The organism is Acidobacteriota bacterium (assembly GCA_018001935.1).
Lineage (GTDB): Bacteria > Acidobacteriota > JAAYUB01 > JAAYUB01 > JAAYUB01 > JAGNHB01.
In genome coordinates this window covers 44,609-67,319 of record JAGNHB010000022.1, presented here as the reverse complement: position 1 = coordinate 67,319, position 22,711 = coordinate 44,609, and the positions used below count along the sequence as shown (strand labels likewise).

The 22,711-nt window shown below is 64.2% G+C and carries 15 protein-coding genes; 7 read left to right on the top strand and 8 right to left on the bottom strand.

Annotated features, from left to right (window positions below; all coding sequences use genetic code 11):
• Positions 1 to 1,121: 1,121 nt before the first annotated feature.
• The 4 genes from pgi (at position 1,122) to KA419_10435 (ending at position 4,595) form a co-directional block, all read left to right on the top strand.
• Entirely contained in the window at positions 1,122 to 2,801 is a 1,680-nt protein-coding gene (pgi, locus tag KA419_10450; protein MBP7866359.1) for a glucose-6-phosphate isomerase, read from the top strand.
• Positions 2,802 to 3,226: 425 nt separating this feature from the next.
• Complete coding sequence (locus KA419_10445; protein ID MBP7866358.1) at positions 3,227 to 3,667, top strand: hypothetical protein; 441 nt, start codon at positions 3,227 to 3,229, stop codon at positions 3,665 to 3,667.
• Positions 3,668 to 3,858: 191 nt separating this feature from the next.
• Positions 3,859 to 4,110 carry a type II toxin-antitoxin system prevent-host-death family antitoxin gene (locus KA419_10440; GenBank protein ID MBP7866357.1) on the top strand — a complete coding sequence of 84 codons (252 nt, stop codon included), beginning with the start codon at positions 3,859 to 3,861 and terminating at the stop codon, positions 4,108 to 4,110.
• Entirely contained in the window at positions 4,107 to 4,595 is a 489-nt protein-coding gene (locus KA419_10435; GenBank protein MBP7866356.1) for a type II toxin-antitoxin system VapC family toxin, read from the top strand. The genes KA419_10440 and KA419_10435 overlap by 4 nt, the downstream gene beginning before the upstream one ends.
• Here the strand turns inward: KA419_10435 and KA419_10430 are convergent.
• Positions 4,567 to 5,739 (bottom strand): ATP-binding protein, encoded by a 1,173-nt coding sequence (locus KA419_10430; GenBank protein MBP7866355.1) that lies wholly within the window; start codon positions 5,737 to 5,739, stop codon positions 4,567 to 4,569. The genes KA419_10435 and KA419_10430 overlap by 29 nt on opposite strands.
• Before the next feature lie 255 nt (positions 5,740 to 5,994).
• Here KA419_10430 and KA419_10425 point away from each other — a divergent pair, with 255 nt between their 5' ends.
• Together KA419_10425 and KA419_10420 are read left to right on the top strand one after the other, a co-directional pair.
• Entirely contained in the window at positions 5,995 to 6,792 is a 798-nt protein-coding gene (locus tag KA419_10425) for a dienelactone hydrolase family protein (GenBank protein ID MBP7866354.1), read from the top strand.
• 167 nt (positions 6,793 to 6,959) lie between these two features.
• Positions 6,960 to 7,808 carry a transposase gene (locus KA419_10420; GenBank protein ID MBP7866353.1) on the top strand — a complete coding sequence of 283 codons (849 nt, stop codon included), beginning with the start codon at positions 6,960 to 6,962 and terminating at the stop codon, positions 7,806 to 7,808.
• 1,275 nt (positions 7,809 to 9,083) lie between these two features.
• Here KA419_10420 and KA419_10415 read toward each other — a convergent pair.
• From KA419_10415 to KA419_10385, 7 genes are all read right to left on the bottom strand, one after another.
• Complete coding sequence (locus tag KA419_10415; protein MBP7866352.1) at positions 9,084 to 10,154, bottom strand: DUF362 domain-containing protein; 1,071 nt, start codon at positions 10,152 to 10,154, stop codon at positions 9,084 to 9,086.
• Between the two features lie 234 nt (positions 10,155 to 10,388).
• Positions 10,389 to 10,646 (bottom strand): hypothetical protein, encoded by a 258-nt coding sequence (locus KA419_10410; protein MBP7866351.1) that lies wholly within the window; start codon positions 10,644 to 10,646, stop codon positions 10,389 to 10,391.
• 254 nt (positions 10,647 to 10,900) lie between these two features.
• The gene (locus KA419_10405; protein ID MBP7866350.1) at positions 10,901 to 12,223 is read right to left on the bottom strand and encodes a hypothetical protein; all 1,323 of its coding nucleotides are present in this window, start codon (positions 12,221 to 12,223) and stop codon (positions 10,901 to 10,903) included.
• A 21-nt stretch (positions 12,224 to 12,244) separates the two neighbouring features.
• Positions 12,245 to 13,525, bottom strand: a complete 1,281-nt coding sequence (locus KA419_10400) for a multicopper oxidase domain-containing protein (GenBank protein ID MBP7866349.1) — start codon at positions 13,523 to 13,525, stop codon at positions 12,245 to 12,247.
• A gap of 19 nt (positions 13,526 to 13,544) precedes the next feature.
• On the bottom strand, positions 13,545 to 14,702 hold the full coding sequence (locus KA419_10395; protein ID MBP7866348.1) for a multicopper oxidase domain-containing protein: 1,158 nt from the start codon (positions 14,700 to 14,702) through the stop codon (positions 13,545 to 13,547).
• Between the two features lie 13 nt (positions 14,703 to 14,715).
• Positions 14,716 to 19,977 carry a right-handed parallel beta-helix repeat-containing protein gene (locus KA419_10390; GenBank protein ID MBP7866347.1) on the bottom strand — a complete coding sequence of 1,754 codons (5,262 nt, stop codon included), beginning with the start codon at positions 19,975 to 19,977 and terminating at the stop codon, positions 14,716 to 14,718.
• Complete coding sequence (locus tag KA419_10385) at positions 19,974 to 20,396, bottom strand: response regulator (protein MBP7866346.1); 423 nt, start codon at positions 20,394 to 20,396, stop codon at positions 19,974 to 19,976. The genes KA419_10390 and KA419_10385 overlap by 4 nt, the downstream gene beginning before the upstream one ends.
• A gap of 402 nt (positions 20,397 to 20,798) precedes the next feature.
• Between KA419_10385 and KA419_10380 the strand changes: the two genes are divergently transcribed.
• Positions 20,799 to 22,121, top strand: coding sequence for a sigma-54-dependent Fis family transcriptional regulator (locus tag KA419_10380; GenBank protein ID MBP7866345.1), 1,323 nt, complete (start codon positions 20,799 to 20,801; stop codon positions 22,119 to 22,121).
• Positions 22,122 to 22,711: the final 590 nt, after the last annotated feature.

The following is a 22,711-nucleotide window of genomic DNA, read 5'->3' as shown; positions in this document are numbered from 1 at the left end:
CCGAGGCCGGCGCGTGGATATGGCGGAATCAAGGGGCAAGGACGCGATCCTGGCCGCTCCTCCCCGCAGGCACCGGCACCGGCGCCACCGCGCGCCTCGGCTCGGCGCGCGTACAGTACGCCGGCCGAGCCGAGGCCGGCGAGTGGGTATGGCGGGATCAAGGGGCAAGGACGCGATCCTGGCCGCCCCTCCCCGAAGGCAACGGCACCGGCGCCACCGCGCGCCTCGGCTCGGCGCGCGTACAGTACGCCGGCCGAGCCGAGGCCGGCGCGTGGATATGGCGGAATCAAGGGGCAAGGACGCGATCCTGGCCGCCCCTCCCCGAAGGCACCGGCACCGGCGCCACCGCGCGCCTCGGCTCGGCGCGCGTACAGTACGCCGGCCGAGCCGAGGCCGGCGAGTGGATATGGCGGAATCAAGGGGCAAGGACGCGATCCCGGCCGCTCCTCCCCGCAGGCACCGGCACCGGCCCCACCGCGCGCCTCGGCTCGGCGCGCGTACAGTACGCCGGCCGAGCCGAGGCCGGCGCGTGGGCATGGCGGAATCGAGGGTCAAGGGCGCGATCCCGGCCGCCCCTCCCGCAGGCATCGGCACCGGCATCACCGCGCGCCTCGGCTCGGCGCGCGTACAGTACGCCGGCCGAGCCGAGGCCGGCGCGTGGATATGGCGGAATCAAGGGGCAAGGACGCGATCCCGGCCGCTCCTCCCAAGGCATCGGCACCGGCCCCACCGCGCGCCTCGGCTCGGCGCGCGTACAGTACGCCGGCCGAGCCGAGGCCGGCGCGTGGATATGGCGGAACCAAGGGGCAAGGACGCGATCCTGGCCGCTCCTCCCCGAAGGCACCGGCACCGGCCCCACCGCGCGCCTCGGCTCGGCGCGCGTACAGTACGCCGGCCGAGCCGAGGCCGGCGCGTGGATATGGCGGAATCGAGGGTCAGGGCGCGATCCCGGCCGCCCCTCCCCGAAGGCATCGGCACCGGCATCACCGCGCGCCTCGGCTCGGCGCGCGTACGGGATGCCGGCACGCTTACTTTTTCCTTGACGCCGCCCCAGGGGCGCCTTATGATGGGAGTGTGCGTTAACCTAAAGAAAACAAGCCAAATCCCCCAGGAGTGACCTCATGAAAGCCAAAGCTTCCCCCCTGTCGAAACGCGAGGCCTGGAAAGCCCTCTCCGCCCACCACCGGTCCGTCCGCAAGCTCCACCTGCGGCAGCTCTTCGCCGACGACCCCAAGCGGGGCGAGCGCCTGACCCTGGAGGCCGCGGGGCTCTTCCTCGACTACTCCAAGAACCGGGTCACCGACGAGACCCTGGACCTCCTCGTCGCCCTGGCGAAGGCGTCGGGCCTGCGCGAGCGCATCGACGCCATGTTCCGGGGGGACCGGATCAACGTCACGGAGAACCGTTCCGTCCTGCACGTGGCGCTGCGGAGGCCGAGGGGGGCGTCCCTGGTGGTGGAGGGCCAGGACGTGGTGGCCCAGGTCCACGAGGTGCTGGACCGCCTGGCCGCCTTCGCGGAGCGCGTGCGCGGCGGCGCCTGGACGGGCCACACGGGCCGGCGCATCCGCAACGTCGTCAACATCGGCATCGGCGGCTCGGACCTCGGCCCGGTGATGGCCTTCGAGGCGCTGAAGCACTACAGCGAGCGGTCCCTGGTGTTCCGCTTCGTGTCCAACGTGGACGGCACCGACTTCGTGGAGGCGGTCCACGATCTCGACCCGGCGGAGACGCTCTTCATCGTCTCCTCCAAGACCTTCACCACCCAGGAGACCATGACCAATGCCGCCAGCGCCCGGGAGTGGCTGCTCCGCGGGCTGGGGGGCGACCCGAAAGCCGTGGCGAAGCACTTCGTCGCCGTGTCCACTAACGCGGCGAAGGTGGCGGAGTTCGGCATCGACACCGCCAACATGTTCGGCTTCTGGGACTGGGTCGGGGGGCGCTACTCCATGGACTCGGCCATCGGCCTCTCCACCATGATCGCCGTGGGCCCGGAGCACTTCCGGGCGATGCTGGCCGGGTTCCACGAGATGGACGAGCACTTCCGCACCGCCCCGTTCCGCAAGAACCTCCCGGTCCTGATGGGGCTCCTCTCGGTGTGGTACGCCAACTTCTTCGGGGCCTCCACCGTGGCGGTCCTCCCCTATGAGCAATACCTCAAGCGCTTCCCCGCCTACCTCCAGCAGTTGACCATGGAGAGCTGCGGCAAGGGGGTGACCCTGGCGGGGAAGCGGGTCGCCTGGGACACCGGCCCCGTCTACTTCGGCGAGCCGGGGACCAACGGGCAGCACTCCTTCTACCAACTGATCCACCAGGGGACCCGGCTGATCCCGTGCGACTTCCTCGCCTTCGTCGAGCCGCTGGCCCCGCTGGGACGCCACCACGATCTTCTGATCGCCAACGTCCTCGCCCAGGCCGAGGCGCTGGCCTTCGGGAAGACCGCCGCGGAGGTCCGGGCCGAGGGGACGGCGCGCTGGCTCGTTCCGCACCGCGTCTTCACGGGCAACCGGCCGTCCAACCTCCTCATGGCCCGGCGGCTCGACCCCGCCACCCTGGGACGGCTCGTGGCGCTCTACGAGCACCTCGTCTTCACCCAGGGCGCGGTGTGGGACATCGGCCCCTTCGACCAGTGGGGCGTGGAGCTGGGGAAGGTGCTGGCCCAGCGCATCGTCCCGGAACTGGAGAGCCCGGCGGCGCCGAAGCTCGCCCACGACAGCTCCACCAACAATCTGATCCGCCGCTACCGGAAGCTGAAACTTGATGCACCCGCAAAAAGTCGCGAAAAGGAGACGACCCGCGAATAACGCCAATGTACGCGAATTCATAACACGAATGATTCTTTTGAATTATATGGATTCCAATCCGCGTTCGTTCGCGGGATTCGCGGGCTGAAAGGGACATTATTTGTCATTGGGGGAGATCATTTTTTTAACAGAGTAATCTCATATGGATGCGGGACCGTCAAGCTTGATGCGGTCGCAAAAAGTGGCGCCGCCCTCCAGGGCGGTGGACGAACAGAGGAGTTACGACACTCAAAATCCTGAATTTCCGGCTTTATGTGCATGACGCCCAAGGAAAGTGCGAATTGGGCGAGTGACCGATCTTACGAGCATCCCGTAGGGATGCAATGTTTGTAGCGGGGGCGGCGGGGTCGCCGTCCAACCGACCAGAAACGCCATTTCGCAACCGATTTTTTCCAAATCGGTTGCGAATTTATTTCTGGAGAGTGTTGATCGTCGTCAAATCCTCACTTGCAGAACTGGTTGCGGACGCCTTCCAGTTCGACAAGGCCAGTTATTTCAATAATTCCACGTTCACTCGGTGCGCTTTCAGGGGGGCCCGGCTTCGCCACAGCCTCGAGGACGTTGCCTTCGAGGATACCGACTTCTCATCCTCGACATTCGTGGGGGGGATGGAATACGGCTTCCGCCGTTGTCGATTCTTCCGTTGCACATTCGAGAACATTGACTGGCACCACACATTCATTCGGGCTTCGGAGTTCCGCGACTGCAATTTCTTCGGGGGGACTATCCGGAAGAGTATTCTGGCCGGGTTCAAGTTCTTTGGAACACCTCCTCCCAAAGGCATTGTCTCGGAATGCGAGAACCCGTCGATCTTTTTCGAGGGTGCCCCGCTCCGGCTTGACGCGTGTTCTCCGTTGGCCACCTGAAAAACCAACTGCGGCCTCGTAAAACGGAATCCGGATGATCTCACGGAGCGGAAGCGATAGGTTTTTCAGAATTGCTTGGCGTTTGTCGGCACGGACGGCACGATGTTGTCCCTTGCCACTTGTGAAGCGTCACCCCTGATTCAAGTTGATACTTTTGGGTACATGTTGTAACCTGAATTCAGGAGGCCCCGATGCGCAATCCGATGAAAACCGTCACCTGGCCCAAGAAAGCCGCTCGCCTGCAGTTCTCGGACATGATCCGGGAAGTCATGGAGGGGGCGCGGGTCGTGATCACGGAACGGGGAAAGCCCGTGGTGGACGTTACCCCGCACATGGAGCCCGACCTTCCCCTCCGCCCCCGGTGCCGTCCTCGCCGGGTCACCCTCCGGCCAGGTGAAACGACCCTGGCCGATGAACTCGCGGCGCTCAGAGGCGACCGGTGAGCGTCGCCGCGGCTTATATCGACACCAGTGCCTTCCTGCGGTTGTTTATCGATGAAGGCGATTCCGATGAAACCTGGGAAATTGTCCGGGGTATGCTCAGGCTCTTCGCGAGCCGCCTCGTCCTCACCGAAGCCCGGGTCACGCTGGCCCGCATGAGACGGGGAAACCGCCTGAGCGAGGAGGATTACCACACCGCGCTCCAATCGGTCCTCGCTTTCTGGGATGACGAGGTGGTTTGTTGTCCTCTGACCGAGGACGTTCATCGGGCGGCCGATGGCCTGGCGCCGGAGCTTGCCCTCCGGTCGGCGGATGCCCTGCACCTCGGGGCCGCCCTGGAGATCCGCCGGACCCTGCCTGATGACCTCCCCTTCGGCTTCATCGCGTTCGATCACGATCTGCTGAAGGCGGCGGCCGCCCTCCGGTTCACACCGCTCCCGTCCCCCGGGACGCCGGTTTTCAGCCGATGTCACGGCTTCGGGACATGATTTCTCCACCCCACAGGCGCCGGAGGAATTCCGACACGGGCAGGACCAGGATTCCGTCGTCGAACCGTCGGGGGTAGTCCTCCAGGCACACGAGGAAGCGTTGCCCGACCTCGGGATGGTCCCGGGCCAGGTGAACCAGGCCGGCGCAGTGATCCTGGCGTACCCGGGCCGTCGCTTTCACCTCGACCGCCGCTTCCATGTCACCCAGGATGAAATCCACTTCGATGCCGCTGGACAGACGCCAGTAGCGGATGGGGTAGTGAAGCTCGGAATAGGCCGCGTGGGCGTGAAGCTCGTGGGCGATCCAGTTCTCGAAGGCCTTGCCGAAGAGCGGACTGCCGGGTTCCAGCCTTCCCCGGCGGGCCAGGTGGTTCACTGGGCCGACGTCCTTGAAATAGAATTTGGGGGCACGGATCACCCGCCGCTTTTCCCGATCCGAGAAAGCGGGGACGAAAGAGCCAAGGAGCGTGTCCACCAGGATCTGGTAGTGTTCCCGGACCGTCGGGGCCGATACCCGGCATTCCCGGGCGATGTTTTCAAAGTTCACGATCTCCGTGTCGCTCAGCGCCGCGGCGCGCAGAAAATCGTGAAAGGCCGGGAGGTTACGCACGAGCCCCTCCTGGAGGACCTCTTCCCGGAGGTAGTCTTCGACATAGGCCCGGAGGCGCCGCCCGGGATCGGCCAGGTCGAAATGACGCGGAAGCACGCCGTGGTTGACAAAACGCACACAATCGGCCTTCGGACCCACCTCGGGGGAAACGAGGCCGAACATTTCGAACCGGACGGCCCGACCGCCCAGGAGGTTGGCGTGGCCCCGCCGAACCTTCCGGGCGCTGGATCCGCAGAGGCCGAAGGTTTGATCGTGCTCTGTCATGAGTCGGTGTACCTCGTCCAGAAGGGCCGGCAGTTTCTGGACCTCGTCGATGATCACGATTTCCGGCTTGGCCGGCAAGGCCCTGAGTTCCTCCCCCAGCGACTCCGGTTGATGGAGCAGCCGGGTGAAGACGCGGTTGTTCAAAAGGTCGTATCGGGGGGCATCGGGAAACGTCTGCTTCAGAAAGGTTGTCTTCCCGCTCTGCCGAGGCCCCCAGAGAAAGAAAGATTCCCGGATGCCCGGGGTGATGGGGAGCAAACGCGAGTACATGAAGAACCTCCACTTTCGGTATACATGATAATCTCATGGACAACTTCTGTTTGTCAACATATAAGACATTATAATTAAAAGTATTGAAAAATTTTATCGGATGTTAGCACGCAGGAGTATTTCATCCGGTTCCACCGGGTCCAAGTGACTGCCTCCTGGTTCGGGAAATGGGCCGGCAACCCGGGAACTTCGACTGCATCCAATCTCCCGGAGGGCCGGTGGGAAGATTCGGCCGGCTCGAGGAGGAGAAACACCATGAAAACGATGATACTGGCATTGGCGACATTGGGGGCCTTCGGGACCCTGCAGGCCGCCGTCATCACCCGGACGGTGGAGTACGCCCAGGGCGGCGTGACCCTGGAGGGGTACCTGGCGTACGACGACGCGGTGGAGGGCCGGCGCCCCGGCGTCCTGGTGGTGCACGAGTGGACCGGCCTCGGCCCCTACGTGAAAAAACGGGTGGAGGCGCTGGCCGCCATGGGTTACGTGGCCTTCGGCGCCGACGTCTACGGGACGGGGGTCCGCCCGGCCTCCGGGCCCGATGCCGCGGCGGTGGCGGGCAAGTACAAGCAGGACCGCGCCCTCCTTCGCGCGCGGGTGGCGGCCGCCCTGGACGAGCTGCGCAAGGACCCGCGGGTCGACCCCGCCCGCGTCGCCGCCATCGGCTACTGCTTCGGCGGCACCGCGGTGCTGGAACTGGCCCGCTCCGGCGCGGACGTCGCGGGCGTGGTCTCCTTCCACGGCTCCCTGGACACCCCCGCGCCCGACGACGCGAAAAACATCAAGGCGAAGGTCCTGGTCCTGCACGGCGGGGACGACCCCTTCGTCCCGCCGGCGCAGGTGGCGGCGTTCCAGGCGGAGATGCGCAAGGCGGGCACGGACTGGCGGATGGTGATCTACGGTGGGGCCGTCCACAGCTTCACCAACCCGGAGGCGGGGGCCGACCCCTCCCGGGGCGCCGCCTACCACGCGACCGCTGACCGCCGCTCCTGGGCCGACCTGCGGCACTTCTTCGACGAGATCTTCGGAAAGACAGTGCCAGATACTATGTAACCTCCATATTATCTATGGGACATTATGTCAGACAAGGCAACTTGTTTTTTATCAGTGAGACATAACAAGCCAAGCAGAATTTTCAAAAAAATTTTCCTCCGGACTTGGAAATTTCCCTGCGAAAACGTTAATAGGGGTAGGAGATTGTCAAAAGTTCGGAGGTGAACATGGGCCGAAGCCTGAGGCGACATATCCCGAACGCTCTGGTTCATGTGGTCCAGCGGTGTCACAATCGCGCCTCCCTGCTCAGTGGGCCCGGGGATAAGTTCGCTTACCTGAAAGCCCTTCGGGAAACGGCGGTGGAAATGAACTACGGCGTTGTCAGCTATTGTGTCATGGACAACCATACCCATCTGCTTCTGCGGACTCCGCCGATGATCCGGAACCACACTCTGGCCGCTTTCATGCACCGACTCAACATCCGATTCGGTCACCGGTTCAATATATGCCACAGTCGGAGCGGTACGGTGTGGAGCACCCGCTACCGGCCGAAGTGGATTCCCTTCTCTGCACTGAAGTTGTTAAAACTGATCTGGTACGTGGAGGGGAATGCCTCCCGTCGGCGGAACCGCCCTGTCGAAGCTTCGAAGTGGCCCTGGTGCTCGGTGTACTGGTTTTTTCTCGGTAAAGACGGGCCAGTGCCGTCCTTGCTGGAAGAGGCCTTGATGATGCTTCTGTCCGGGGCCCCTCTCAAGGAGCGGCCGGATCCCCTGAACTACCTGAACAGGGTCCTTGAGGCACCGAAAGGGTCGGGCTGGGAAGCGGCCATTCCCCACGCCACGAAGTTGCGGGTCAATCGTCGGTGGTTAGGGTGCAAACCATCCCGATTCGGGCAACAAACACCGAATGACACGGCGACAGCGATCCTGGAACGGAGATGTGACTCCGTTGGGCGATGGGCCTCCGGCATCGAACGACGGGCGCTGGCAGCCCTTCCGGGGTGCAGACCGCAGAATCAGGAATCCCGTTTGTTTCCTCCCCGGCGGCACCGGCGGAGAAAAGCGACTAATCCATGAATCGTGCAGATGATGGCGAGCCGCCATTGCCCCGTTTCCCGAATGAGGGGCCGGTCGGCAGCCCGCAGCGCGGGCGCCCCGGACAGAGCCTGGGCCGCAAGGCCCAGGTGGAGGTCCGAGGGTCATCCGCAGCCGCAGGGCGGCGGCCAGGTATCGGATCCCCGCTCCTCGGCACCGGGTGGCACCGGACCGACGCCCTTCCGAGGCCCGTGCGCCCCCGGGGGGGGCGCTTTGCACCCGCAGGGAAACGCTCCGGCGATGCACCGGACCCTTCCGCCGCCCTTTCAGGGCGGGTCCCGCTTTCATCAACGCTTTTCCGGGGGCTGCCGCTGCCGCGGCCGCCCCCGGCTCAGATCCATCATCCCTTCGGGATGCAGCCGGCCACCCCCGGTTCGGATCCGGTGTCCCTTCGGGATGCCGTTGGCCACCGCCGGTTCGGATTTCGGCCTTCGGGATGCAGTCCGGATTTTCTCTCACAGAGTCACGGAGGCCCAGAGAAGAGGCGCGGCCGATTCCCGTGAACAGACCAGACACCTTCTCCATCCGCTCGGGGCGACGGAAAGATCGGAGCGGTCTCTCCCGGCCGCCGGAAACATCTCCAACCGCCGGGTCACCTCCGGCCGCCGGGGAGATCCCAACGCCATGGGCGTGTAACATTTGTAGAAAGAGTGCATTAAAAATGATCTTACCCGCCCCGGCAGGGGCGGGAGGTTGGCCGGGCATCGGGTGGGCACAATCCCCCGCGCGCCGCCGGAGAAACGCGAGGTTGCCGGACGCGGTCTGAAAATCAGTTTTGCTATGAGCGATAGATATTAAAGGACTTATGGCCTTTCTCGCTATGTTGGCAAGATAATAAAGGAGTTAGATAGCATCTGGCACTATCCACCTGGCTCAGGGCTCGGGCGCAGCGCCCCTCGCCTTGGGTGAAAAACACAGAATCAGGATCCCCGCTCTATAGTCTCGATCGGGCGTGAAACCCCAGTTAAAGCAAGGAAATGGTTTTGGTCAGGTTTCTTCTCTTCTCCGGTATTCCTCAACGTTGTGTATCACTCTGAATTCCTCGATGTCCTCTCGCATGCCTGACGGCAGGTGACGGACCGTGTCTTCGTCAAACACGAAGGCACAGTCGAATCCCGGCTCAAAGGAGACGAAGTTGCCCAATTGTACCGCTCTGACGGATCGTCTCCGGGAACGCGCGGCGGTTCATGGCGACGCCATAATTCCCATAGAAGCCCTGGCCGCGGATGACGTCGGTCACCCGGTCGATGCGGGCCTTCATTTGGAATCGGGAACGCTGGTTTCAATGATCTCCAAACGATCCACCTCCGCCACCCCCAGCCCCAGTTTCTCCGCGTGCTGGAAGGTGTGGCGGGTGTCCCCCAGGTCGTAAGGCTCGTAGACTTCCTTCATCACCCGGGCGGCGACGACGTCCGCCGCCACCGGGTCGCCGCTGATGATGAGACGGTCCGCGCGACGGGGCACCCCCTCGGTCAGACCCTCGTGGCTTTTCGCCAGGACCGTCCGGGCGTCGATCACCGTCAGTTCGGGGCTCACCGCCATGGCGGCTTCCGCGATGGCCATGGCCAGCCGCTGGTTGACCTGCGCGCGGGACATGGACTCGCTGCGCGCCTTGTCGCCCTCCCCCCACAGGTGCATTTCCTCGGTGGTCGGGACGTCCAGGACCCCCATCATGTTCTTCAGGGAGCAGGTCAGGTTGGTGATGCTGTGCTGCTTGAGCGTCGGCAGGTTGATGATCAGGCCCGCCTCGTAGATCGTGCGGATCACGCCGTAGGACTGCATCTGGTCCCAGGAAGCGTTCCGTACCGGGATGGAATCCGCCTTCTCGTCGTCCAGGAGCGAATCGGTCCGGAAACCGCCCGCCTCGGCCCGATCGTTCAGCCCGCTCCACTCGAATTTCCCCCCGGCCCGCCCGTTGACTTTCTTCCCCCGGCGGTCGGCGACCGTGATGTCCCGGAAACCCTCCCGCTGGAGGTACTTGACCGTCGCCAGCACCGACGCCTCGTCCGTCGTCACGGGGTAGGTCGTTCGCTTGTCGAAGACGAAGTTGGGCTTGACGATGACCGAGCGCCCCGTCCCGAACCGGGCGAACCCGCCCAGGAGTTCCATCCCCCTGGCCAGCATGCTGGGGAAATCGGTTCCCCGGACCACCAGGACGATGGGCTTACCGCTCTTCACGAACGGGTTCGGTGCGCGCTTCCGGATGGGGTACGAAGTCGGGCGGGCCGGGTCCGTGCCCGCCAGGACCTTCCCGATGGTTGGCCCGAGCAGACCCAGACCGATTGTCCCCCCCAGAAACTCCCGCCGGGAAAGGGAATGACGGGACATCACCCACCTCCTGCGAGAATTGGACCGGCTCGAAGAAAGGATCGGGTCCGGTTTGGAACGAGACAGTCGATTGCTATACGTGGGACGGATGAAAATGTTCCGGGAGGAAGAGTGCCAAGTGCTCTTCAACGACTTCTGGTTTCCGGCGGATCTGACGGATCTCGGCGTCCGTCCGACGCTCGATCTGGTGGTTGACGGGACGCAGCCCCACGTCAGACTTCATGCAAGGGAAAGTCATTTCCCCTCGACGCAAAGGGGTCGGCTGAGGGTGCCCTCGAGCTCCAGACGGACGTCTGCACCCGCCGTGAGACCGGCCCGGGTGTTGTCGAACAAAATAAAGTACACTCTTCCGGCAACGGGTTGCAGAGTGGTCTGGCGAAGGGCCCCCAGGGTCGGGGTCTCGGGTGTGCGCAGGGCCCGTTTGAAGGACGCCTCGTAGAGGGCCAGGCGCACGCCGCGGGACAGGAGGGGCCAGGCCCGTTCCGGATCCATCACGCGGTAACGGATGTCCAGGAGCAACCCACGGGCGGTTAGACGGATCGCCTCGATACGAATTCCGAATGCCCGCTCGAACGGGTCCGACTCGTGGGTTGACCTGTCTGCGGAAGGCGCGGAGACAGCCCCGCGAGACTCCCCGGGCAGGGTGACCGCTTTGTGCCCGGAGGGCACGGCGGGGGCCAAGCCCCCGCCGACTCCGAGAACCAGAAGGATAGTAAAACCGATCATTCGTGTTATTTCCAGGCTGCTCATTCGACTTCCCCTTTCGGGTCGAACCGGGCGCTCAACGCCGTGGCCGCGTTCAGGGTCACGGTGATCGTCGTATCCGTTCCCGGATCGGGCTCGATCCCACTCCAACCGGTGAAAACCGAATTGTTGTCGGGCTCCGCGACCAGGGTCAGGGTCGTTCCGTAGAGGTAGACTTCCGTGCAGGCGTCACGGCAGGCCGGGCCACCGGGGAGGCTCGCCACGCGAAGCGTGCCGGAACCGGTCCCCGTCTTTTCAAGTGCCAGGGGGACCCGGGCGAGGCCGGCTTGCAGGTAGACAAGCATCCCTCCCTGGGCCCGGGGGCCGTTTGTGAGGGACAGTCGGCGGTCCCAAACCGGGAAGTACCCGGAATCGGGCAGGCTGGTCCAAACGTCTGCCGTCTTCCCCGCCGGAAGCATCACGGCCGAGACCGCTTTCGGCCAGGGGTAGAGTTCCCCGTCCTCCGCCCGCCAGGAGAGCGAGAGGCCTGGGAACATCAGCACGTGGTCGTCGATACCGGCGTTGACCAGCCGCAACAGGAGCCGGCCGCCGGGATCCCCCGCGGCGATTGGACGGCGTCCCGGCCCGAAGGGCTTGCCGTTGACCAGGAAGTACATCGGGTGGTAATCGACGGTGCTGCTCCGTTGCTTGCCCGCCCCGTACTCCCCGAGGGAGACGGAGTCATGGAGGAAGGGATCCAGTTCACTCACCACCAGGAACACCTCCCGGTCATAGGCGTGGCCGGGGTAGGCCTCGGGGGCCGACGTTCGCGCAGCATCGATGCGGAGAGCCCCGTAGAGGCCCATCTGGACTTGTACCGCCGGGTGAGAGCCGCTTTGGTAGAGGAAGGTCCCCGGCTTGGGGTCGTGCCAGACGAAGTAGAGGAAAGAACCGGGCTCCACCTCCGCGGAGAAGGACCGGACCCGCCCATCGGTGTTACGGAGGGGGTTCACCTGGGTCTGGGCGAAGGGGCCCCGGATCTTGTAGGTTTCGGGTATCGCCTGGCCGGGAATGACCAGCGACACGGGCACCGGCAGGCGGTTTTCCAGCCGAATGCGCAGAAACGGGTCCCGGGGGTCGATGCGCAGTTCGGGGCCGGGCACCGTCACGGTGCCGTCCCCCGCGCCGGGGGCGCTGTCAAGGGCAAATCCCCACAGGGGGACCACCCGCCCGTCCGGCATGGTGGCCTGGGTCGTGTCCGCCCGCAGGTTGAAGTCTGCCGCCGCCGCCGCCCCGACGGAGCAGGTAAGGGCCGTGAGGGCAAACAGGAGGCTCCACTTCGAGCCGATCGTTCCGGCCTTGTTACGGTTTCGTTCGTTGTTCATAAAATGCTCCTTCCCTGGTCCCTAGTCACACATCAGAAGCACGGACGGGTGCTCAACGGCCAGCATGGTCATGCAACCCCCCGGGAATATGTCGTTGTTGGTCAGTTCCTTTTCGGAATGGGAGTGCCACATGTAATAGAAGCCCCCGGTGTTCAGCATGCCCTGGTTCGGGGGTAGGGGGCCGCGGGAGCCCAGGTAGGGGCTGCCGCTCCACCACATCCCGAAGGACAGGTCCTTGTTGTCGGGCAGGAAAACCGGCAGGGGCTTCCCGTGGTCCGGTTCGTATTCGCCGGGCTCCAGGGGGTCGCCCGGCTGATGGCCGTAGATGTCGAAGCCCAGCTTTTCCCCGGTCCAGGTGAAGAGGGCGTCCATCGTTCCGCCGGGAACCACCGTGTGGCTGTAGCCCAGTTCCGCCAGGTCGGGGCCCTGGCCCGGTGCGCTCTGCAGGAGGAATCCGTCCCGGGCGATGAGGAGGGAGTGGTTGCCATGGTTGTGGAAGGGGTGGAAGTCGCGTCCCCCGCCGACCTCCCGCAGCAGCAGGATGTCGCCGGGGTGCATGACGGGCATGCAGTTGTAGGGCTGGGTGGGCAGCCAGGGGGCGCTCTCGCCGGCCCCGGCCATGGTGTCCGGGGCGGCCCGGCCGTTGAGACACCAGTAAACCGGGTGGTAATCGGAGAAGTCGAACTCGTGCAGGCGGTTTTCCTCGACCGCCTTGTGAACCCGGGGGTCGATCTCGGTCAGGAGGAAAAGGAACTCATCGTCGAAGCGGGTGTCGGGGTGGTCGTAGGCCTGGTTCCAGTGACCCGTGGGGTAAACGACAAGCGCCCCCACGATTCCCATCTCGATCTGGAGTTCCGGCCGTGTGCCGCTGTGATAGGTGAACGTCCCGGGTCGATCGACCCGGAAGGTGTAGCGGACGGAGCCGCCGGCGGGGGCCTCCCGGGTTAGGTAACCGGGGACACCCCCCATAGCCGTCGTGGTGAAACCCGGAAAAACCAACGAGACGGGGGTGTCGAGTTCGTTGTCCAGGTCGATGGTCACGGTGTCGCCCTGCTGAAGGCGGAGGGTGGGGGCCGGATACTGCATCCGGCCGCCTTCCGGCGCTAAACCCCACATGAGGATCTGCTCGCCGTCGGGCATGTAGACGAAGTCCGCTTTTGCCGTTAAATGGAAGACGGTTCCCGTCAGGCCTTCGACGCACGCTTCGGCCGGCGCCGCAAGGAGTATCGCGGCGATTCCCGCTGCCAGGCAGGCGAGTGTCCGTCGTGCCTTCGCGTTCTTGCTGTCCGATTGTTTTCTCATGGTGATCTCCTGTGGGTGTTCAGGGGTGGATGAGGATTTCCGTCATCATGCCCCCGAAATCCTCCTGGTCGTTGCTCAGGTTGTGCAGGTTGGTCGAGTAAAGCAGATAGGTGCCGGGGAGGACGTCCCGGGTGTCGAGGATCACGTCATACGCTTCCCCGCCCCCCAGCGTGAGGGATTGGGTCTTGTAGAAAAGGTTCTTCCCCGACGGACCCCGGAGGAGGCGGGCGTCCCGGCCCACCACCGTCATGGGGATTCCCAACACCCGCACGGTGTTGAAATCCACGGTGGACAGGCTGCTGATGCGGAGGAGCACCCGCTGCCCCACCCGCGCCTCGATCAGAGAGTGGACAGGCTGGGAGGGGTTTCCGTTCTTGTTGAGGATGGGCCCCTTGAAGGCCGTGTCGGGGTATCCCCGGCCGTTGATCACGGCGTAGCGGTCCTTCATGTCGGCGAAGGGGAGCGGCTGGATGTCTTCGCTCGCCTGGTGGAAGACCGGGTCGAGGGCCGCCAGTTGAAGGGGATATTCCACGTCGTAATACGTCGACCCGTCCCCGTCGTTGTAGACGTACTTGTACCCTGTACGGTGCCGGAAACTCCCGAGGTTCGTGCCGTCGGGCAGTTCGTTCTGCGCCGGCAGGACGTAGAGGTTGCCGAGCATTCCCATCTGCATGTGCTCCGTTGCCTCGTTGTGGCAGTGGTACATGTAAGTTCCGGGGTCAACGATGTGGTAGTAATAGGTGAAGGACGCCCCCATGTTGACCGCCACCGATGCCATGGGCTCCCCGTCGAACACCGGGGCCGCGTTGGCGAACCCGTGAAAGTGGACGGTGTGGGGGTCGAAGAGGTCGGGGCGCATCATCATGCCCACGTTGGTGAGGGTGAGGTAGACATCCTGTCCCTCCTTGAAAACGAGGGTGGGCGCGGGGAACTCCGACTTGAGCATGGCATCCATCATCACGGTCTCGGGTGGCATGCCGGTCACATCGGCGAAACCGAAGATGTACAGGTCGCGCCCGTCGGGCATTCGGATGAAGCCGTCACCCGCGGCCAGGTGGCGGCAAACGGTGTTCGGCCCGGGGGAAGGCGGGCACTGTATGGTCACTTCCGCAGCGGCCCACACCGTGAAAAGGGTGGCTGCCATCGTTATCCGGGTCAGTTTGTTTTGCGGTTTCATCGGAAACTCCTGTTCACTGAATGGTGAAGGGGGCGTCGCTCATGTCGACGACATAGAGTTCGTCGGTGTTCAGCCCCGTCGCACGGAGGTAGTAGTCGGATCCCGGCGTCAGGTCGAGGGGAACCAGCCAGTTGAAGGAGCCTTCGCCTTGCACCCCAACCGGGAGGCTGTATGGCGTGAGCCGGCGTTGGAACCGATTACCGACCAGGTAGAGGTCCACGCCATAGAGGGACGCCCCGGTGTAGGTCCATCGGATGGTCAGCATCGACCCTTGCGGGATGATTTCGCCCCCGTTGGGTGTGACGATGCGGATTTCGGGGTTGAGAACCTCGTCCGCTCCGATGTCTGGCCAAATCGACAGGGTGCCGGGTGCGGGTCGGGCCTCGGCGTCGATGTCCCGGGACAGGTCCGGCGAGAGCGCGAGGATGGCGGGGTCCCCTTTGTTGATTGCCGGGGACTTCAGCCGGAGGTGATAGTTGCCGGTGGGTGTCACCGGAGAGAAGCGCACGTTGACGGCGTTCCCGCCTTCATCGAAGACCGCGGCCGTGGCCAACTGGTTGAAGTAGGCCGAAAGGAAGTCCGGTGAGCCCGCGAGGTTGGTTCCGTTGTCATAGGAGTGGGAATCGGCCTTGAAATCGGTGAGGGAGGTCAGGTTGCAGAAGCGGGGATCGAGGAAGGCCGGAACCGTGGTCCCGCTCACCTGGAGGTCCCAGTAGACGGGTTCGGTGGACGTGCCGGGCACCAGGCCGCCCGCCTCGATGTCATAGTAAAAGGAGCGGTTGCGGTAGATGATGCTGTTTTCGAGGCGGGGGGAGGAGAACGTGGCTCCGGAGACGGTCGCCAGGCCGGCCGAGTGAGCTTCCGAAAGGATGCCGCCGGCGAAGGGCTCCGATTGGTACGGACTCCCGGCAAGGAAGGAGTTCAGGGCCACCGACACGCTGTCGTTGCCGGACACCGTGTCCTGGAGGATGTTCACCCGTGCGGCATCCTGCAGGGCGATCCCGCCACCGCCCCAACCCGCCACGTTGTTGACGATCAGATTGTTGAACAGGTTGAGGGCGTACCATCGCGTCGGGTCGGAGGGCGAGGCGGAGACATCCTGGCCATTGAAGCGGGCGGCGCGGATGCCGCCTCCCTTGCCGCTCCCGGCGAGGTTGCCCTGGATCAGGTTGGCGTCCACGGTGACGTTGCCGGCCCCGAAGGTCATCACGTTGTTGGGGAGGTTTTCTCCGCCCAGAAACAGGCCGCCCCCATCGCCACCCGTAACCGTTCCGTAAAACACCTCGTTGAAGAGGATCCGGTTGTGGGCGATCCGACCCTCATCGCTCAGCCCGTAGTGGAGGATCCCTCCGCCTTCGTGCTGTGAGAAATTGCCGATCAGATCGTTATCCTCCACGCGGTAACCGGTGCTCCCCTCGTAGAGGCTGATGCCGCCCCCGCCGAAGATGCCGCCGTTCCGGAGGATCCGGTTCTGGCGGATCACGACGTTGTCGTTGGCGTAATCCAGGCCCGTTCCGGGGACCCCGACGGTGATGCCGCCGCCGTAGTACCCCTGGTTGCCCGTGATCTTGTTGTGGCTGATGACGGCGTAATGGCACTGGTTGTTCACGTAGACCCCGCCGCCGCTGAGCGATCCCGTAAGGGTGAAGCCGTCCAGCAGTACGGAGGGCGAGTTCAGGAAGGGGTGTTCCACATCCCCGAGCAGGATCACGGTCGGGGCCTCCCGGGCTTGGAAGACGTTAGGGTCGTAATTCGGGGACCCGCGGTAGACGGTGTCGATTTTGTCGTGCCAGGCGTCCAGTTTCTCCTGCGGGCGGGGGTTCCCGTTGATGACGGTGGATTCGGCCCCCGATCCGAGGAGTTGTACGTTCTTATAAAGTACGACGTTTTCGTCGTAGACTCCGGGTCCCACCAGGATGAGGTCGCCGAAGAGGGCGGCGTCAATGGCCGCCTGGATCGACTCCCCCGCTTGCACGCGATGGATGCCCCGCGGGTAGGGGCCGATGAGCACGGTGGACCCGAAGGGAGTCGCCTGATAGTTGTCTCCCCGGATCACCCGGACTTCCCCTCCGTCCCCGGTGCCCGGGACCGAGATCTCGATCCGGTCGTGCGACCAGGAGCGGACGGAAGCGGCCATGCCGTTGACGGTCACGAATCCGCGGACGGACCCGAAGCTGAAATCCCGTTCCTCCAGAGCGGCACTGCCGGGTGTCTTCGGGTCGTACCAGGGGTTGGGGACCTTGCGGGTCCCGACGGACAGGATCGTGAGGCTCTCACCGGGAGCGGCAACATACGCACCGCCTTCAGGTCCGGATACCGAGTAGATCATCGGCGTTCCCGACGGCGGCTCCACGTCCACCCCGCCCTTGGGGTAACCGGCAAAACCGGCCACGGGGACCACGGGCGTGTCGAGATAGGTGGTCATTCCCGGGTAGAACTGAAAAGTCCAGGGCGTCACGGAATAATTGGGGTCATAGAAGGGGTCCAACATCATCTGCCCGGGGTGGTTCGGGTCCGGGACGGGGCCGGGGTGATTGAGCACCACGGTGACCATGCTGGGCGAGACCCCGCTGGGGGAGGCGACGTTGACGGTGTACGTCGATGGCAGAAGGGCGTTGTATCCCCCCCACTCGTCGGTGTAGGCCCGGACGATCTCACGGCCGGTGAAGTCCTGAAAGGAGATGGGGATCCAGGAGGGGGCGGACTTTTCTCCGTAGACCGGGCTGGTGGAATCGAATTCCGCCGAGAGGTCGTTGTTCACGAAACCCACGCAACGGGCTGCCTTGGGAACCTCCGTGAAGAGATAGAAATCGGCCGCGGTGTTCCGGCCGGCGGTGACCTGGACCGATTTCCGGTCACAGAGCGGCCGGGTCTCGCCGGCGTAATAGCAAGGGATTCCCGGGAAGAGCGCCAGTTCGTCGGGCACCAGGTGGGGGTCGCCCACCGGGCGCGGCGGCAACGCCAGCGCCTTGTTGGCCCAGGGTGTGTAGGTGTCGCCCCAGTCGACGTTCTTGTCTTCTTCCTTGACCACCTGATAATACGGGGGCGGGACACTCTCGACGATGTAGAAGCCCCCGGGAAGCCCTTCCGATTCCGAGTTGCCGGAGACCAGGCCGCCGGGGTACCAGGACGCGAACATGTACCCACCGTCGAAGGTCGCGGGGCGGACCTGGTTCCAGGTGCCGAAGTTGTCATAGCAGTCCCGGCTCGGGTACCCGTGGAGGATCGGGATATTCTGGACGCATCCGGAGGGTTGGTTGTCGTCCCAGCTGTCGGTGGTGGCCATGTTGATGGCATCGCCGAAGCTGAAAATCCCGTCACCGTTCCGGTCCAGGTCCTCCGGGCCGATTGCGCCGCCCTCGGCCCAGCCGAAGGGGAAGTTGTCCACGTCGGCCGGGGTGGGGAGGCCGTCGCCGTCGAAGTCGTCGATCCGGTCGTCGGCGTCGAAGTCCGCGTAGAGGTTGACCTGGACGCGGGAGATCCCCGGGGTCCAAGGCTCCGCGGCGCAGTACCGCGGGTCGTTCTCCGCCCGGGTGGTGTCGTAGTAGACGATGCCGGAGATCCCGCCGTTCTCACCCGGTCCCCAGTTCTGCTTCCCCCAGTGGATGATGTTGGTCTGGTTCAGGAAGAGCATGAGGCCCTCGGTAAGGACCGGGCCGGTTTCGGTTCGCGACCGGTTGTTCCCGGTGTTCGGGTTGACCTCCGCCTGCGGTTGGGGGTTCAGAACGCCGAAAGAAGGTACGTTCCACCCGTCCGCCGGAGGGATCTCCCCGCCGAAGTCCACCACCGCCGTCATGCCGGTGGGTTTGTAGCGGGCGTAATCCACTTCCGCCACCAGCCATTTGAAGAAGGGGAAAACTTCCTTGAACTCGAACATCCCCATGTTGTCCGTCTGGGTGGACTGGTAGAGGGTGCCGTCCCGGAAGCGGATGTTCAGCGCCTGCCCGGGCATGCCCGGTTCCCCGTCGTCGGGGAAGCCGTTGGCGTTCGTGTCGAAGAAGACGCTCCCCTGGTAGGTCCCGAACCAACGGAAGGAGAGCAGGTCCCCCACGTCGACAATGCCCGGCTCCGCGGGGACCGTCACGGTGTGGAAGCCGAAGAGGGCGTCCAGGGGCCGGTCCCACGTCACGAGTTGGTAGGTGCCCGGCGGCACGTACGGGATCACGAAGCTCCCGTCCTCCTCGCAGGGTACCGCGATCAGACCCTTCGTGGACTCGATTCCGGTGGTGAGGTCGTTGAGCCCAACCCAGCAGTCCGGAACAGGTGTCCCCGCGAACCCACCCTGGAGAAATGGGGGCTTGTCGAAATGGTTGTAAAGGACGCGCCCGATGATGGCCGCACGCGCGCCGGGCCGCGGGTTGCCGTTCCATGGCAGCACCGACGGGTCGACGAACCCGAAGGAGACATGGGCGAAGCCGTTGCCGAAGCCCTCCACGAAGCTTCGGGGCTCCCGGGCCTTGACCCAGGCATCGATGGTGGGCGTTCCCTCGATGGTGGATGTCTGGACCCACCGGGACGCCTCGGTTGACGGCGGGATGGCCTGGATTCCGTATTTCCCCGGGGCCAGGTACCTGACGATGACCCGCCCGTCGGAGCCGGTCGTGATGATGCCGGAGCCGACCATCTCCACCACGGGGCTCCCTTCGGAATCGGTCTCGAAGGTCCCGTCCGGGTTTTGCCTGTAAGTGGTTCCCAGGGGGTTCCCGAAGGCGTCCTGGGAAAGCTGTCCGCCAAGGTCGGAGATCATCAGGGTGAAATTCGCCAGCCCTCGCTCGTCGGGGTCGAACACGTTGTTGATGGGGTTGTTGTCCTCATGGACGAGAATGGAGATCTGGGCGGTTGGGATCGGGTACGAGTGCACCCGGACGACCACCTCGGCCTGACCCGGGTAGGTGGAGGCCGCCCCAATGGAATGCCCTCCGTCCGGCAGGACGCTTACGAGGTAAACCTGCGAGAGATCGACGTTTTCGACGAGGACGGTATGCCCCGCCGTCCGTCCGTTGCGGACCACTGTCGTCTGGGAGCGGTGGATGTCCACCGAGATGCTGTCCCAAACCAGTGCTCCCGGGATGGTCCGATTGGTGTTGTCCTGTTCGATCTGCCACCGGAAACCGGGAACACTTTCGCCCCTTTCGTTCTCAACCCGGATCGAAAGGGTGTTGTCGATGGCGGGTAAAAGCCCCGTCCGGGCCAGGCACTGGCTTGTCGCCCCGGGCAGAGCGCACAGGACGGCGATCAGGCTGAGGATGAAAACAGGCAGGCTGCGCCTCTTCATTGGGTTCCTCCTTTCGAGACAATGGTGATCTGTCTATTCCCCTCGAGCATCCGGGCGGCGTAAGCCTCGAGCCGGGCATCCTGAACGCTCCTTCTGAACTGGTGGATGGGGAACGGTTTTTCCAATGCGCAGAAAGCCCCGATGCTCAGTGCTTCCTCGATATCGGCTGCCGATGCCCCGCCGGACATAACCATGACGGGCACCGAAGGGCGGGCCCGCTTGATGATCCGCAGCACGTCGACGCCTCTTAAACGCGGCAGAAGGAGATCAAGGACGACCAGGTCCCAATCGCCGTCCTGGAAAGTGAGCACGGCTTCGACCCCGTCCGGGGCCAGATGGATTTCGTCTTCCGGGGTGAAACCCTCTCTCCTGAGGATATTGCTCAATTTGATGTCGTCTTCGGCCAGTAGTACCTTCATGCTTCCCTGCCATCCGTGCATCGCGGGACTCGCTGCCGGCAGAGAAAAAGCACGATTGTTGCCAATTGATCATCTATTTTAAAAACAATGATTTGTGATTTTCGGCGTTCGGGATTCCTCGGGCATTCCGCCCGCAGGGTCGGGCAGAATGCCCGATCGTTTTCGGACTGCTGCAAGCCTCCGGATGACGACGCAATCCGAACGCATGCCGCCCGTCCGGTGGCAGGCCCCGGTTTCCCGACGGGTGAGAGCGAGGCAATGTGAAAGTAGTCGTTTTCAGGATCTTTTGCTATAATCGAGCTTGATTCTGACGGTGAGGGGATTAAGGCGCACCGATCCCGAACCGGGCGATTCGCCCGATCCCGCAATTTTTCCCGACTTTCCTTTCAGGCGAGGTGTTTCATGCGGGTCTTGGTAGCCGAAGACGACCTGAACTTCCGGAGGGTCCTCGTCCTGGAGCTTACCGCCGCGGGGGTGGAAACCTTGGCCGCCGATGACGGCCCCCAGACCCTGGAGATCCTCAACCAGCACGACATCGATGTCCTTCTGCTGGACCTGTCCATGCCAGGGATGAGCGGCCTGGAGGTCCTCCAGCAGATTCATGCCCGCGACCTGGGCACCGAGGTCGTGGTCCTGACCGGGGACGCCACGGCGGTGTCCGCCGTCGAGGCCATGAAGCTCGGTGCTTACGATTATCTCGTCAAACCCCTGAAGTTCGAGGAACTGTTGCTGGTTCTTCGGCGGGCGCAGGAGAAGAAGGCCCTTCGAGACGAAAACCGGATCCTCCGCTCGAGAATCCGGATCGGAGAAGACTTCCCGGACCTGGTTACCGCCGACCCGGCAATGCTGGCCCTTCTCGCCGATGCCCGACGGGTGGCCCCTTCCCTGGTTCCCGTCCACATCTTCGGGGAGAGCGGGGCGGGGAAGGAACTCATCGCCCGGGGTGTCCACGCTGCCTCGGGGCGGAAGGACAAACCCTTCGTGGCCGTCAACTGCGGTGCGGTCCCGGAACCTCTCTTCGAGAGCGAGTTCTTCGGATACGAGAAGGGGGCCTTCACCGGGGCCCAGGCGCGCAAGCCAGGGTTCCTGGAACTGGCGGGGGGCGGGACCCTCTTCATCGACGAGATCGGCGAGATGCCGCCCGCGGTTCAAGTGAAATTTCTCCGGGCCATCGAGACCATGAGTTTCTATCGGGTGGGGGGGATTCGCGAAGTCCGCGTGGACGTGCGGATCGTGTCGGCCTCGAACCGGGACCTCCAAACCATGGCCCAGGAGGGGACCTTCCGGAAGGACCTCTATTTTCGTGTCGCCGCCATCAGTTTCCCGGTCTCGCCACTCCGGGAGCGAAGGGGGGATATTCCCCTGATCATCAGCCATTTTCTGAAAACGAAATCCGCCGTCCGCGACATCCGGGTCAGTGATTCCGCCCTGAAGTTGCTCAGAGATTACGATTGGCCCGGAAACGTCCGTGAGTTGTTGAACGTGCTCAACCGGGCCCTCCTGCTGAGGCGCGCCGACGTCCTCGACGCGGACGACTTCCCGGGAATCCGGGAGCCCCGGGTATCGGAAGCGGGACGTCGCCTGGAGGACGTGGAGCGAGTGCACGTCCTGTCGGTCCTCCGGGAGTTCAACGGTCACCGGGGCCGGGCCGCGGAGGTGCTGGGTATCGACCCGAAGACGCTTTACCGGAAACTGCAGTCCTGGGGCGAGGTCCCGGGTCCCTGACCCCGGGCAACGCCCCGAACTCTTCCCGGCCAGGAGAGTCCCGCAGAAAAACGGCGGCCACAACCTGAAAGGAGGAGGAAACGTGTTGCTCCACCAGGATCGCTCACGCTTCTTGGGGCGTCTTGAGACCGCGGTCGGGTGGGCTGCCCTCGCCGGCATCGGGATCGGGGGAATAACCCTGACGGGTTGGATTTTCGACGTCGCCGTACTGAAGAGTTTTTTCCCTTCCCTGGCTCCCGCGAGGCCGAACGCCTCGGTCGGAATCCTTCTGGGCGGAATCGCGCTGTGGCTTTCCCGTACGAAAGACGGGGGGCTGCGCCCGGGTCGCCGGGTTGCCCTTGGTTGTGCTCTGCTCGTTGCCGCCATCGGTCTGGTAACGCTCTTGGAACATACCCTGGCTTGGGATTCGGGGTTCGACCGCCTCCTGTTTCCCGCCCAAGTCAAGTTAATCCCGGTGACCTTCCCGGGGCGAATTCCCCCGGGCATCGCACTGAATCTGCTCCTGATCGGCCTCTCTCTGCTCCTGTTGGACGTGCGGACACCCCGAGGGCGTCGACCTGCCCCGGTCCTGATCGGCCTGCAGGGGTTTG

What these genes read in the sequence shown, in the direction of transcription:
- pgi (MBP7866359.1), top strand. Translation starts at nt 1,122, where the DNA reads ATGAAAGCCAAAGCTTCCCCCCTGTCGAAACGCGAGGCCTGGAAAGCC.
- KA419_10440 (MBP7866357.1), top strand. Translation starts at nt 3,859, where the DNA reads ATGCGCAATCCGATGAAAACCGTCACCTGGCCCAAGAAAGCCGCTCGC.
- KA419_10430 (MBP7866355.1), bottom strand. Translation starts at nt 5,739, where the DNA reads ATGTACTCGCGTTTGCTCCCCATCACCCCGGGCATCCGGGAATCTTTC.
- KA419_10425 (MBP7866354.1), top strand. Translation starts at nt 5,995, where the DNA reads ATGAAAACGATGATACTGGCATTGGCGACATTGGGGGCCTTCGGGACC.
- KA419_10420 (MBP7866353.1), top strand. Translation starts at nt 6,960, where the DNA reads ATGGGCCGAAGCCTGAGGCGACATATCCCGAACGCTCTGGTTCATGTG.
- KA419_10415 (MBP7866352.1), bottom strand. Translation starts at nt 10,154, where the DNA reads ATGTCCCGTCATTCCCTTTCCCGGCGGGAGTTTCTGGGGGGGACAATC.
- KA419_10410 (MBP7866351.1), bottom strand. Translation starts at nt 10,646, where the DNA reads ATGGATCCGGAACGGGCCTGGCCCCTCCTGTCCCGCGGCGTGCGCCTG.
- KA419_10405 (MBP7866350.1), bottom strand. Translation starts at nt 12,223, where the DNA reads ATGAACAACGAACGAAACCGTAACAAGGCCGGAACGATCGGCTCGAAG.
- KA419_10400 (MBP7866349.1), bottom strand. Translation starts at nt 13,525, where the DNA reads ATGAGAAAACAATCGGACAGCAAGAACGCGAAGGCACGACGGACACTC.
- KA419_10395 (MBP7866348.1), bottom strand. Translation starts at nt 14,702, where the DNA reads ATGAAACCGCAAAACAAACTGACCCGGATAACGATGGCAGCCACCCTT.
- KA419_10390 (MBP7866347.1), bottom strand. Translation starts at nt 19,977, where the DNA reads ATGAAGAGGCGCAGCCTGCCTGTTTTCATCCTCAGCCTGATCGCCGTC.
- KA419_10385 (MBP7866346.1), bottom strand. Translation starts at nt 20,396, where the DNA reads ATGAAGGTACTACTGGCCGAAGACGACATCAAATTGAGCAATATCCTC.
- KA419_10380 (MBP7866345.1), top strand. Translation starts at nt 20,799, where the DNA reads ATGCGGGTCTTGGTAGCCGAAGACGACCTGAACTTCCGGAGGGTCCTC.